Origin of the sequence: Pseudomonas sp. NPDC087639 (genome assembly GCF_044743385.1) — a bacterium.
Lineage (GTDB): Bacteria > Pseudomonadota > Gammaproteobacteria > Pseudomonadales > Pseudomonadaceae > Aquipseudomonas.
Window position 1 is genome coordinate 463,301 of the sequence record NZ_JBIUWI010000001.1, and the last position, 12,955, is coordinate 476,255.

The window sequence follows — 12,955 nt, forward strand, 5'->3', positions numbered from 1 at the left end:
CAATCCTTTGTAGGAGCTGCCGCAGGTTGCGATCTTTTGACTTTGATTTTCAACAGACAAGATCAAAAGATCGCAGCCTGCGGCAGCTCCTACAGAGGGCGCGCGGTTAGTAGACGCATTCCACGGCCATGGCCGTCGCTTCGCCGCCACCGATGCAGATCGCCGCCACGCCGCGCTTGAGGTTTTTCTGGCGCAATGCCGAGAGCAAGGTCACCAGAATCCGCGCACCCGAGGCACCGATTGGATGGCCCAGCGCACAAGCACCGCCGTGCACGTTGAGTTTCTCGTGGGGGATTTCCAGGTGAGTCATCGCCGCCATGCCGACCACGGCAAACGCTTCGTTGACCTCGAACAGGTCAACGTCGCCCAGCGACCAACCTGTTTTCTTGATCAGTTTCTTGATTGCACCAATCGGCGCCACCGGGAACAGGCCCGGAGTATCGGCAAATGCAGCATGGCCATGAATCACCGCCAGCGGTTTCAGGCCGAGTTTCTGCGCCTGCGATTGACGCATCAGCACCAGCGCCGCCGCGCCGTCGGAGATCGAACTGGAGTTCGCCGCCGTCACTGTGCCGCCTTCGCGGAACGCCGGTTTCAACGAGGCGATCTTGTCCAGTTTGGCTTTCGGCGGTTGCTCATCGTGGCTGATCAGCACCTGTTCTTTGCCGACGGTCACGGTCAGCGGGACGATTTCGTCCTTGAAGCTACCGTCCTTGATCGCCTGTTGTGCGCGGGTGGTCGAGGCGATAGCAAAAGCGTCCTGCGCTTCGCGGCTGAAGTGATTGGTCTCGGCGCAATCCTCGGCGAAGGTGCCCATCAGGCGACCCTTGTCGTAGGCGTCTTCGAGGCCGTCGAGGAACATTGAATCGAGCACGCGGCCGTGGCCCATGCGGTAACCGGCGCGGGCGCGATCCAGCAGATACGGCGAGTTGGACATGCTCTCCATGCCGCCTGCGATCACCACGTCGGCGCTGCCGGCGACCAGCATGTCGTGGGCCAGAATGGTGGTTTCCATGCCCGAGCCGCACATCTTGTTGACCGTGGTGCAGCGCGTCGATTTATCCAGCCCGGCACCCAGTGCCGCTTGCCGCGCAGGCGCCTGGCCGAGGCCCGCGGGCAGGACGCAACCGAACAGCACTTCGTCGACCGCATCGCTGGCAACACCGGCGCGTTCAACCGCCGCTTTGATGGCAGCAGCGCCAAGCTGCGGCGCGGTGAGGCTTTTCAGTTCGCCCTGAAAACCACCCATCGGGGTGCGGACGGCGCTGACGATGACAATCGGATCGTTGGAAATAGTCATGACAAATCCTCCTTACTTGGCGGCCATGCGCAAGGCACCGTCGAGACGGATCACCTCGCCGTTGAGCATGCTGTTTTCGATGATATGGCGGACCAGCGCGGCGTACTCGGCAGGCTTGCCCAAACGTGGCGGAAACGGTACGCCAGCAGCCAGCGATTCGCGAACTTCCGGGGTCATGCCGGCCATCATCGGGGTTTCGAAAATGCCCGGGGCGATGGTCATCACGCGGATGCCGAAACGCGCCAGTTCGCGCGCAGCGGGCAGGGTCAGGCTGGCGATGGCGCCTTTGGAGGCGGCGTAAGCAGCCTGGCCGATCTGACCGTCGAATGCCGCCACCGAGGCGGTGTTGATGATCACGCCGCGCTCGCCGTCGGCATTGGCTTCGCTTTCGGCAATCGCCGCAGCGGCCAGACGCAGCATGTTGAAGCTGCCGATCAGATTGACGTTGATCACCTGAGCAAAACTGGCCAGTGCGTGCGGGCCGTTCTTGCCGAGGATCTTCTCGCCACGGACGATGCCGGCGCAATTGACCAGACCGTTGAGGCTGCCAAAGGCTTTGACGGTCGCCTGCACAGCGGCTTCGGCAGCGGCTTCATTGCTGATGTCAGCGACGACGCTGTGTACGCCCAGACGCTGAGCCTGCGCGGCAACCGCTTCGGCATTCATGTCCACCAGCATCACTTTGGCGCCGGCATTCACCAGCAATTCAGCGGTGGCCGCACCCAGGCCGGACGCGCCGCCGGTGACGATAAAAACCTTGTTCTCGATCTGCATGACTGTTTCCTTGGATTCAAGCTGAAACGTTTTTCGCTGCGGCCTCTTGAGCCTTGGCGATTTCCTGGTTGCGCAAGATAAAGCGCTGCAATTTGCCGCTCGGGGTCTTGGGCAATTCGCTGACAAATTCGATTTCACGCGGGTATGAATGCGCTGCCAGACGCTTGCGCACGTGCTGGCGCAATTCTTCGGCCAGCGTAGGTTCCGCGCGGTATTGCGCGCTGAGCACGACAAAGGCTTTGACCAGTTCGGTGCGTTCCGGGTCCGGTTTGCCGACCACCGCCGCCTCGACCACGGCCGGGTGTTCAATCAGCGCGCTTTCGACGTCGAACGGGCCGACGCGGTAGCCGGAGGTGGTGATCACGTCGTCGCTGCGGCCGACGAAGCTGATGCTGCCATCCGGGTTCCATTCCACGGTGTCGCCGCTCAGGTAATAGTCGCCGACGAAGGCTTTGGTTGGTGCGCCTTCATAGCCACCGAACCAGCACATTGGCGATTCAGGCCGGTCGATGGCGAGAATGCCGGGCTGGCCGACGCCGAGTTCGTTGTATTGCTCGTCGAGCACCACGATGCGATGGCCCGGCGAAGCGAAACCGGCGGCGCCGACGTGAACCGGGTGCTCGATACCGTGGTGGTTACAAAGGACCATACCCAGTTCGGTCTGGCCGTAATGGTCGTGAATGACCACGTCGAGGTTGTCGGCAAACCAGCGGATCACCTCCGGATTCAACGGCTCGCCGGCGCTGCTGACGATGCGCAGCTTGCCCTTGATCGACTTGGCGAACTCGTCACCGCCGGCAATCAGCAAGCGATACGCCGTGGGCGAACCGGTCAGGTTGGTGATGCCGTATTTGTTGATCACCCGGCAGGTGCTTTCGAGGGTGAACGGGCCATCGTAGAAGGTGATCGGGTGGCCCATCGACATCGGGCCCGTCACGCCGAAATAGATGCCGTAGGCCCAGCCTGGATCGGCGACGTTCCAGAACGCGTCTTCGGGGCGCAGATCAACGGCATCACGGGTGTAGCTCTGGAACGCGACGATGGCTTTGAGCGGCACCGACAGCGCTTTCGACGGGCCGGTGGTGCCCGAGGTGAACATCAGCAGGAACGGGTCTTCGCCGGTCAACAATACCGGTTCGCAGACATTGGAATAATTGGCCAGTTCAGCCCAGAAACTGAAGTCGCCTCGGACGATGCCCTGGCCCTTGGCGCCGCCGACGGTGACCAGTGTCGGGCAATCGGCGACTTCAGCGAGTTTCGGACGGTTGACGGCGTCGGTCACCACCACTTTGGCGCCGGAGCTGTTCAGGCGATGTTCAAGGGCCTTGGGGCCGAATGCGGTGAACAGCGGCTGATAGACCGCGCCGATACGCCAGGTGGCGAACACGGTGATGAGCAATTCGATGTTGCGCGGCAGCAGGCCGGCGACCTTGTCACCCTTCTGCACGCCTTGGGCAAGGAGGAAATTGGCGAAACGCGCGGCTTTGTCCTGCAAGTCGCTGAAGGTGTACGTCGCACTGGCGCCGTCGCGACCCTCCCAGAACAGCGCGATGCGCCCCGGCAATGCATGGCGGTCGCAGCATTCGACGCAGGCGTTGAGCGCCTCAAGCGTACCGCTGAGCGCGGTATCAACGGTGTGCTGATAGTTGAACTGTTCGGTGGCAGACAAGTAGTCGCGCATTGCCAGAATCCCTCTGTGTTTTTTATTAGGTTGGGGAACCGTAAACAACAGAGGAATAGTCGCGCTGTGCGTGGCTTGGGGCAATGGTCAAAGCCATCAAAGTGGCTGACTGGTTTGGCCATGCCTTTAGGTGTGTGTTGCTTGCTCGCGAAGGCGTCGGGTCAGACAACCTCATTCAGGATCAGCGTGCGATAGTGCCCGGGATTGGACCCCGACCACTTGCGAAACGCCTTGTAGAACGAGCTCGCATCGGCAAACCCGAGCCGCGACGCAATTTCGACAAAACTGATCGAAGGCTCCGCGAGCCAGACAATCGCCAACTCCTTGCGCACGCTGTCCTTGAGCCCCTGATACGTCTGCCCTTCCTCTGCCAAACGTCGACGCAAAGTCGAAGCGGACATACACAACTGCTGCGCCAATGCTTCAGTTTCCGGCCACTGCTCAGCAGGGAGCTGGCGCAAATCCTGTTTGATCCGGCTGGCGAGGCTTTGCGGATCGCGGTACTTGACCAGGATGTTGGCCGGCGCATGGGCCAGGAAGCGTTTCAACTCTTCAACACTACGCTTGATCGGCAGATCCAGGCAGTCCGCCGAGAAAATCATCCGCGTGCGCGGCCGGTCGAAACGCAGGTTCTCCGAGAACATCACCCGGTAGTCATCGGTGAAGTCCGGTTCCGGGCAACGCAGCTCAATGGCCAGAATCGGAATCCGCCGCCCGGCCAGCCAGCAGGCCACGCCGTGGACGATCATCCAGTAAGTGAAATAGGTGAAGGCACGGCGCGGTTCGGGATCGTCTTCGAGCAGAACGATTTCCGCCAGACTCTGCTGATGCACCAGTTGCGCGGGCAGACGTTCAAGCATCAGCGACAGAAATCCCAGGCCGCTGCTCAAACCAGCAGCGAGTGTCGGTTGCGCCATCGCACTGCGACAAAGGAACTCCAGACTGCCGGACTTGAGCTTGCGCGGGTCCATGCCAAAAAACTCGTCATCACCGCGCCGGGCCAACAAACGCCAGAGCCTGGCGTACTGCGAGGCCGGCACCCGGCCATCTTCGGATTGCAACAAGGCTGGAGCAATGCCGACCTTGTTCAGGACTTCTTCCGTGGCCACGCCGGGGGCACAACTTTGCAGCAGCGCTTCACGCACCAGTTGAACGGCGATGGTGTCTTTTTCCGACATGGAGCGAGGCAGACCTTGTTGTTTTTGACTGGCGGGCATCTTACCGCACGACAGGAGTTCACCACAGAACCCTGTGCAGGAGATCTGTGCAGGGCAAAAACCGGGTTGTTCAGCTGACGTTCAGGTTTATGTCAATGATTGTCATGTGAGAATGACTTTCATTATGTTACAACTTGTAACTCTTCGAATGACTATCTGGATGCCGAATGCTCGTTCCTTTTCTGATCATGCTGCGCGAAGGCATTGAAGCCGCGCTGATCGTTGGCATCATCGCCAGCTACCTGCAACAGACCGGCCGTGGCCAATGGATGCCCGCCGTGTGGATCGGCGTATTTCTTGCCGCCGCCCTCGCCCTGCTGGTCGGTGGAGGACTGGAACTGGTCAGCGCCGAATTCCCGCAAAAGCAGCAAGAACTGTTTGAAGGCATCGTCGGGCTGGTGGCCGTGGGGATTCTCAGCTCGATGGTGTTCTGGATGCGCAAGGTCGCACGGTCGATCAAACATTCGCTGCACGCCTCGCTGGATGAAGCCCTGACCTCTTCCAAACATCAGGTCATCGCGTTGATCGCTATGGTGTTCTTTGCCGTGGCGCGTGAAGGCCTGGAAACGGTGTTTTTCCTGCTCGCGGTGTTCCAGCAAAGTGAAGGCCCGGGTGCGCCGATCGGTGCCCTGCTTGGCCTGCTTCTGGCGATTGTCGTCGGTTTCCTGATCTACACCGGCAGCATGCGTCTCAATCTCTCGATGTTTTTCAAATGGACCGGGCTGTTCATACTTGTGGTGGCCGCGGGGATTCTCGCCAATTCGGTGCAAGCCCTGCATGAAGCCGGGGTGTGGAATCACCTGCAAACCGTGCTCTTCGACGTCAGCGCGACGCTACCGATGGATGGCCCGCTGGGCTCGGTGCTGGCCGGCATGTTCGGTTACCAGGATGCGCCAACCGTCAGCACCCTCGGCGCTTATCTGATTTATCTGGTAGTGGCGCTGGTGATGTTTTTCCTCCCGGCGGCGCCCGCCAAAAACGCCGCGCAATCGAATTCCGTTTCCAGCCAATAAGGGCACCCATGTCAAAGCCTAATACCCCACAGGCCTCGCCTCCCCGCGCCTTGCGCTGGGCAGTGGCCGGTTCGGTGGTCGTGATGATCGCCGCCGGTGGCCTGTTCTACTATGCCTCGCAACTGGCGGCAGCCAAACGTCAGCACAACCACGACGAAGTGGTCGTCAACATTCACCCGGGCAGTTGCGAGCCGAATGCGCTGACCGTACCGGCCGGCCGTGCCAGTTTCCGCATCGTCAACCGCTCCGAGCGGGCGGTGGAATGGGAAATCCTCGATGGCGTGCTGGTGGTCGAAGAACGCGAGAACATTGCGCCGGGCTTGAGCCAGGTGATCAACGCCAACCTGCAACCCGGCGACTACGCGATCACCTGCGGCCTGCTAAGCAATCCGCGCGGCACTTTGCATGTAACGCCAACCGCCGCTTCCGACGCCGCCGCCAAGGCCAAACCGTCGATGGTCGCCTTCATCGGGCCGTTGTCGGAGTTCCGTGTGTATCTGGCCAGTCAGGGCAGCGCTTTGATCAAAGCCGTGACCGCACTCGATCAGGCGATTGCGAGCGGCGACTTGAGCCAGGCTCAGGCGCTGTACCTGCCGGCGCGTACGGCCTATCAACATCTGGCCCCAGCGGCGCAACGCCTGGCGGAACTGGACAACAGCATCAATGCCCGCGCCGATTACTTCGAAAAACGCGAACAGGATTCAGCCTTTGTCGGCTTCCACCGGATCGAATACGCGCTGTTCCAGCAACGCAAACTCGATGACCTCGCGCCCGTATCTCAGCGCTTGCTGAGCGATGTCACCACGCTCAAAGAGCAACTGCTTGCCCAGTCGCTGCCACCGGAGCAACTGGTCAACATCGTCGTTCGCAACCTCAACACCCTGGCCGACGTCCGCGCCGCCAGTGGTGAAGAAGAACGCTACAGCCACGGCGACCTCAACGGTTTCGCCGCCAATCTGCAAACCGCGCACAAAGTCGTCGACCTGCTGCGGCCGATGCTGAGCAAATCCGCCGCCGAGCTGTTGCCGAAAATCGATCAGGCGCTGGCGGACTTCGACACCCAACTGAACAGTTTCAAGGTCAAGGACGGCTTCGCCAGCTACGACAGCGTCAGCGGCGAACAACGCAAACAGATCGCCGACAAGGCCCAGGCTCTGGCCGACGCACTTGATGGCATTGATCCCGCCCTCGGCCTCTCCGGCCTGTAAGCAGAAGACGAGTACCGATGAAAGATTCAGAACAACTCAACCTGCAACGTCGCCGTGTCCTGATGGGCATGGGCGCGGCCGGTGTCGCACTGGCCGGATCGGCCCTGAGCTGCCCGGCCATGGCCGCAGCGCCGGCACAAGTCACCGAAGCCCCGAGCAGCGATAAAACCGAAGACCGCCACGATTTCCACGGTGTGCACCAAACCGGCATCGTCACCCCGCGCCCGGCGTCAGGCATGCTGGTGTCGTTCGACGTATTGGCCAGTGATCGCGAAGACCTGGAGCGCCTGTTCCGTACGCTCAACGAGCGTATCGCCTTCCTGATGAAGGGCGGCCCGGTCGCGCAGATCGATCCGAAGCTGCCGCCGCCAGACTCCGGCATCCTCGGCCCGGTGGTGAGTCCGGACAACCTGACCATCACCGTGTCGGTGGGCGAGTCGTTGTTTGATGAGCGCTTTGGTCTGGCCGACGCCAAGCCCAAGCGCCTGCAACGCATGGTCGGTTTCCCCAACGACGCGCTGGAGGCCGATTGCTGCCACGGCGATTTGAGTGTGCAGTTCTGCTCGAACACCGCTGACACCAACATCCATGCCCTGCGCGACATCGTGAAAAACCTGCCGGACCTGCTGCTGGTGCGCTGGAAACAGGAAGGCAGCGTACCGCCGCAGGCCCCGGCCAAACCCGGGGTACCGGCGCAATCGGCGCGCAATTTCCTCGGTTTCCGTGATGGCTCGGCCAACCCCGACTCCAACGATGCCAAAGCCATGGATAACATCGTCTGGGTGCAACCGGGCAGCGACGAACCGGCGTGGGCGGCCCACGGCAGCTATCAAGCGGTGCGGATCATCCGCAACTTCGTCGAGCGCTGGGACCGTACGCCTTTGCAGGAACAGGAAAGCATTCTCGGCCGGGTCAAGACTACCGGCGCGCCGATGGGTGGGACTCACGAGAGCGAAGTACCGGATTACAGCAAGGATCCGGCCGGCAAACTGACCAAACTCGACGCACACATCCGCCTGGCCAATCCGCGCACTGCCGCGAGCCAGGCCAACCTGATCCTGCGTCGGCCGTTCAACTACTCCAACGGTGTGAACAAGAACGGCCAACTCGACATGGGTCTGCTCTTCATTTGTTACCAGGTCGATTTGGAGAAAGGCTTTATCACCGTGCAGACCCGCCTCAACGGCGAACCGCTTGAGGAATACCTCAAACCGGTCGGCGGTGGTTACTTCTTCACCCTTCCGGGTGTCACCGGCGACAAGGACTTCATCGGTCGCTCGCTGCTCAACGCCACACAACCGAAAACAGCGGCATAAAACAATCCCGACTCTGGAGCCACCCCCATGAGAAAGACGCCACTCGCGTTATTGCTGACCCTTGGTTTGCTCAACACCCCGCTGTCAGCCTTCGCCGCCACCGCGCCGCTGGATCTGGTCGGGCCGGTTTCAGACTACAAGATTTACGTCACCGAGCAACTGGATGAGTTGGCCAGCCATACCCAGCAGTTCACCGACGCTGTGAAGAAAGGCGACCTGGCCACCGCGCAAAAGCTCTACGCGCCGACACGCGTCTACTACGAGTCGATCGAGCCGATTGCAGAGCTGTTCAGTGACCTCGATGCGTCCATCGACTCCCGCGTCGACGACCACGAGAAAGGCGTGAAGTCGGAAGACTTCACCGGGTTCCATCGCATCGAATACTCGCTGTTCTCGGAAAAAAGTACCCAAGGCCTGGACGCACTGGCGGATGGCTTGAACAAAGACGTCAAAGACCTGCAAACCCGCGTGGCCGGCCTGACCTTCCCGCCTGAGAAAGTGGTGGGCGGTGCGGCTGCGCTGCTGGAAGAAGTCGCCGCGACCAAGATCTCCGGTGAAGAAGACCGCTACAGTCACACTGACCTGTACGACTTCCAGGGCAACATCGACGGCGCGAAGAAAATCGTTGATTTATTCCGGCCGCAGATCGAGCAGCAGGACAAGGCGTTCGTCGCGAAGGTCGACAAGAATTTCGCCACCGTGAACAAGGTTCTGGCCAAGTACAAGACCCAGGACGGTGGGTTCGAGACCTACGACAAGGTTAAGGACAACGACCGCAAAGCACTGGTTGGGCCGGTGAATACGCTTGCGGAAGACCTGTCCACGTTGCGTGGGAAATTGGGGCTGAACTGAGTTTTGTAGCGTCTGTTAAGGCCTCATCGCGAGCAGGCTCACTCCTACAGTTGGAATGCGTTCCCCTGTAGGAGTGAGCCTGCTCGCGATAGCGGTTGCATGACCGCTACAAATTTAAAACCTTACAAAATCCGGTAGAGCAACCGCTCGATCCGCACTCGACTCACGCGCTTGAGAAACTTGGCCACACCGGTCGGGTATTCCGGCAGTGTCTCCAGGTTGTTAAAGCTTTCGATCCGCGTGGTATGGCGGAAAATCTCCTCCAACTCCTGCGCACGCGGCTCCAGCCACTCGCCCCTCGGATCATCAATCAACAGCGCGTTTTCCAGATCCAGCCTGAACGCCCGTGGATTGAGGTTGTTGCCGGTCAGCAAGGTATAGCGCTGATCGATCCACATGCCCTTGAGGTGATAGGTGTTGTCGCCGTCACGCCACAGGTGCAGGTTCAACTGCCCGCTGTCGATGTTGCGTTGATGCCGTTTAGCGAAGCGACGCAGGCTGATCTCGTACAGGTACGGCAGCGCCGCGATTACCTTGAACGGCTCGCTCGGCGGGATGTAGAAGTCGTTGGCAGTCTTGTCGCCGACCACAATGTCGATCTTCACCCCACGGGCCAGCGCACGATTGATTTCGCGGATCACACTCAGCGGCAAATTGAAGTACGGCGTGCAGATGGTCAGCTGTGTTTGTGCACTGGCGATCAGTTCAAGAATCGCCCGATTCAACGGGTTGTTCTTGCCCACGCCCAGCAATGGGCTGACGGACAGGCCTTCTCGGCCCGTGCTGCCGGCGCTGGTGTCGTAGGTCGCGTATTTGAGGCGGCTGCGCAGATCGCCGATGTCGTTGCGCAGGCTGCGCGTGGTCGGCAGGTTGGGCAGGTCAAGACGATGCACGGCTTTCGATTCGATCAGACCGTGCTTGACCAGGTGATGCATGGAGTCCGCCAGCTCATGGCTGCGCAGAACGTGATAGCGGTCGAAGCGGTATTTGTCGAACTTGTGCAGGTAGACGTTGTTCAGGCTCGCGCCGCTGTAGACCACGCTGTCGTCGATCACGAAGCCCTTCAAATGCAGGACGCCAAACAATTCGCGGGTCTGCACCGGCACGCCGTACACCGGCACTTCGCTTTCGTGAGTGCGGGTCATTTCCTGATACCACGCCGAATTGCCTGGCTGCTTACCGGCGCCGATCAGACCGCGCTGGGCGCGCAGCCAGTCAACCACCACGGCGATTTCAAGCTCGGGACGCTTGAGTTTGGCGGCGTGCAAGGCATCGAGGATTTCCTGACCGGCTTCGTCTTGCTGCAAGTAGAGAGCGACGATGTAGATGCGCTGGGTCGCCGTGGCGATTTTCTCCAGCAGGCAACGACGGAACTCGGCGGCACCGGACAGAATGGTCACGGCCTCGGCGGTCAGCGGAAAGCTGCGCAGTTTGGGCAGCAGAGAACGTTTGAAAAGCAACGGCATAGGGCTCGCAATGATCGAATCCGAAGAACCCGAGAGCTTACACCATCGATCCCTTCGGGTCTTCCCGCTACACGCTCGTTCCCACGCTCCGCGTGGGATGGCCTCAACGGAAGCACCGCGTTCGGCCCTTTGGGACGCAGAGCTTCCCTGGCTGCATTCCCACGCACAGCATGGGAATGATCAAATCTAAAAATCAATGCTTGACCAAGGAGAACGATCGTTCTACTGTTCGCCACATGAACGAAATCACCGACACCTCGACACGCGACATCATTCTGGATGTCACCGAAAAGCTGATCTATAAAAGTGGCATCGCGGCCACCGGCATGGATCTTCTGGTGAAAACCGCCGGCGTCTCCAGAAAAAGCATCTATCGTTATTTCGCCAACAAGGAAGAACTGACCGTCGCCGCCCTGCAACGTCGCGACGTGCGCTGGATGCACTGGTACCGAAGCGCCGTCGATCAGGCCGAAACCCCGGCCGATCGCCTGCTCAACCTGTTTACCGTACTCAAGGGCTGGTTCGCTTCGGAAGGTTTCCGTGGCTGCGCCTTCATCAACACCAGCGGCGAGACCGGCGATCCACAGGACCCGGTGCGCCAGGTCGCCAAAGACCACAAACAGAAACTGCTCGACTACGTGTGCGAGCTGTGTACCGAACATGGCGCCGAGGACCCGCAACTGCTGGCCAACCAGTTGCTGATCCTGATTGACGGCGCCATTACCGTAGCGCTTGTGATGGGTGATCACAGTGCCGCTGATAATGCGCAATGCATGGCGCGTAAGTTATTGGACCTGTAACGCCTTAATAAGCCTGACAAGTTGTATAAACATTAACTTTATCGGGAGACTGAACATGTCTACTGCAGCCCAGGTACGTCCGCCATTACCCCCCTTCAACCGTGAATCGGCGATCGAGAAAGTTCGTCTGGCCGAGGACGGCTGGAACTCCCGCGATCCGGAACGGGTATCGCTGGCCTACACCCTCGACACCAAGTGGCGTAACCGCGCCGAGTTCGCCAATAACCGCGAAGAAGCCAAAGCTTTCCTGACCCGCAAATGGGCCAAGGAGCTGGATTACCGTTTGATCAAGGAGCTCTGGGCTTATTCCGACACGCGCATTGCCGTGCGCTACGCGTATGAATGGCACGACGATTCGGGCAACTGGTTCCGTTCCTACGGCAATGAAAACTGGGAGTTCGATGACAACGGCCTGATGTTCCAGCGTTACGCCTGTATCAATGACATGCCGATCAAGGAAAGCGAACGCAAGTTCCACTGGCCACTGGGGCGGCGCCCGGATGATCATCCGGGGTTGTCTGATCTCGGTCTGTAATCGACACAGTTCCAAATGTAGGCGTGAGCCTGCTCGCGATTGCGGTGTGCCAGTCAGCGGAGGTGTTGAATGTGCAGCCGCCATCGCGAGCAGGCTCACTCCCACAGTTGAAATGCATTCCCCTGTCGGAGCCTGCTCGCAATGAGGCCAGACGGGTCGCCGCAACACCCGGAAATGAGTAACATGGCTGCCCTCCCCGCAGCCCCGATCTGCGCCTTGCCGAATAAGCCGATTCCATGCCTTTCGAACTCAGCGTTGACCTCACCACCCTGGCCATTCTGGCCCTTGTAGCTTTCGTTGCCGGTTTCATCGACGCCATTGCTGGCGGTGGCGGTCTGTTGACCACCCCAGCGCTGCTGACGGCGGGTCTGCCGCCGCATCTGGTACTCGGCACCAACAAACTCAGCTCGACCTTCGGCTCGGCCACTGCCAGTTTCACCTTCTACCGGCGCAAACTGTTCCATCCACGGCAGTGGGTGCACGCAATTGTCGGCACGCTGGTCGGCGCGTTGACCGGTGCCATCGTCGCGCATTACTTGCCGGCGGAATGGCTGAACAAAATGCTCCCTGTGATCGTCTTCGCCTGCGGCCTGTATCTGTTGTTTGGCGGCACGCCAAAGGCGCCGCTGGACAGCGACGCACCGATCAAAAAGAAATGGCAATCGACCCAAGGCTTCAGCCTCGGTTTCTATGACGGCGTGGCCGGTCCCGGCACTGGCGCGTTCTGGACTGTCAGCAGCCTGCTGCTGTACCCGATCGACCTGGTCAAGGCCAGCGGCGTGGCGCGCAGCAT

Annotated in this window: 12 protein-coding genes; 7 read left to right on the forward strand and 5 right to left on the reverse strand. The window is 60.2% G+C overall.

The window, feature by feature from the left end; genetic code table 11:
* Positions 1–106: 106 nt before the first annotated feature.
* From ACIOVB_RS01945 to ACIOVB_RS01960, 4 genes are all read right to left on the reverse strand, one after another.
* Complete coding sequence (locus ACIOVB_RS01945) at positions 107–1,300, reverse strand: acetyl-CoA C-acyltransferase (RefSeq protein WP_401264349.1); 1,194 nt, start codon at positions 1,298–1,300, stop codon at positions 107–109.
* Positions 1,301–1,312: 12 nt separating this feature from the next.
* Complete coding sequence (locus ACIOVB_RS01950) at positions 1,313–2,074, reverse strand: SDR family NAD(P)-dependent oxidoreductase (RefSeq protein WP_401264352.1); 762 nt, start codon at positions 2,072–2,074, stop codon at positions 1,313–1,315.
* 16 nt (positions 2,075–2,090) lie between these two features.
* A complete protein-coding gene (locus tag ACIOVB_RS01955; protein ID WP_401264353.1) occupies positions 2,091–3,755 on the reverse strand; it encodes an AMP-binding protein in 1,665 nt (554 codons plus the stop codon).
* A 161-nt stretch (positions 3,756–3,916) separates the two neighbouring features.
* Entirely contained in the window at positions 3,917–4,933 is a 1,017-nt protein-coding gene (locus ACIOVB_RS01960; protein WP_401264356.1) for an AraC family transcriptional regulator, read from the reverse strand.
* 206 nt (positions 4,934–5,139) lie between these two features.
* Between ACIOVB_RS01960 and efeU the strand changes: the two genes are divergently transcribed.
* From efeU to efeO (ACIOVB_RS01980), 4 genes are read left to right on the forward strand one after another with little or no spacing between them, the layout of a single operon-like run.
* Positions 5,140–5,985 carry an iron uptake transporter permease EfeU gene (gene efeU, locus ACIOVB_RS01965; protein WP_401264358.1) on the forward strand — a complete coding sequence of 282 codons (846 nt, stop codon included), beginning with the start codon at positions 5,140–5,142 and terminating at the stop codon, positions 5,983–5,985.
* 8 nt (positions 5,986–5,993) lie between these two features.
* Complete coding sequence (gene efeO / locus ACIOVB_RS01970; protein WP_401264361.1) at positions 5,994–7,193, forward strand: iron uptake system protein EfeO; 1,200 nt, start codon at positions 5,994–5,996, stop codon at positions 7,191–7,193.
* A gap of 17 nt (positions 7,194–7,210) precedes the next feature.
* Positions 7,211–8,509 (forward strand): iron uptake transporter deferrochelatase/peroxidase subunit, encoded by a 1,299-nt coding sequence (gene efeB, locus ACIOVB_RS01975; RefSeq protein WP_401264364.1) that lies wholly within the window; start codon positions 7,211–7,213, stop codon positions 8,507–8,509.
* A gap of 27 nt (positions 8,510–8,536) precedes the next feature.
* Entirely contained in the window at positions 8,537–9,361 is an 825-nt protein-coding gene (efeO, locus tag ACIOVB_RS01980; RefSeq protein ID WP_401264366.1) for an iron uptake system protein EfeO, read from the forward strand.
* Between the two features lie 122 nt (positions 9,362–9,483).
* Here the strand turns inward: efeO (ACIOVB_RS01980) and pssA are convergent, their stop codons facing one another.
* Positions 9,484–10,827, reverse strand: coding sequence for a CDP-diacylglycerol--serine O-phosphatidyltransferase (gene pssA, locus ACIOVB_RS01985; RefSeq protein WP_401264369.1), 1,344 nt, complete (start codon positions 10,825–10,827; stop codon positions 9,484–9,486).
* 236 nt (positions 10,828–11,063) lie between these two features.
* On the opposite strand from pssA, the gene ACIOVB_RS01990 reads away from it, so the two are divergent.
* The 3 genes from ACIOVB_RS01990 to ACIOVB_RS02000 all read left to right on the forward strand — a co-directional run.
* Positions 11,064–11,627 carry a TetR/AcrR family transcriptional regulator gene (locus ACIOVB_RS01990; protein ID WP_401264371.1) on the forward strand — a complete coding sequence of 188 codons (564 nt, stop codon included), beginning with the start codon at positions 11,064–11,066 and terminating at the stop codon, positions 11,625–11,627.
* A gap of 55 nt (positions 11,628–11,682) precedes the next feature.
* Positions 11,683–12,162 carry a nuclear transport factor 2 family protein gene (locus ACIOVB_RS01995; protein WP_103302046.1) on the forward strand — a complete coding sequence of 160 codons (480 nt, stop codon included), beginning with the start codon at positions 11,683–11,685 and terminating at the stop codon, positions 12,160–12,162.
* Between the two features lie 236 nt (positions 12,163–12,398).
* The coding region (locus ACIOVB_RS02000; RefSeq protein WP_401264374.1) for a TSUP family transporter at positions 12,399–12,955 on the forward strand (557 nt) is incomplete at its 3' end.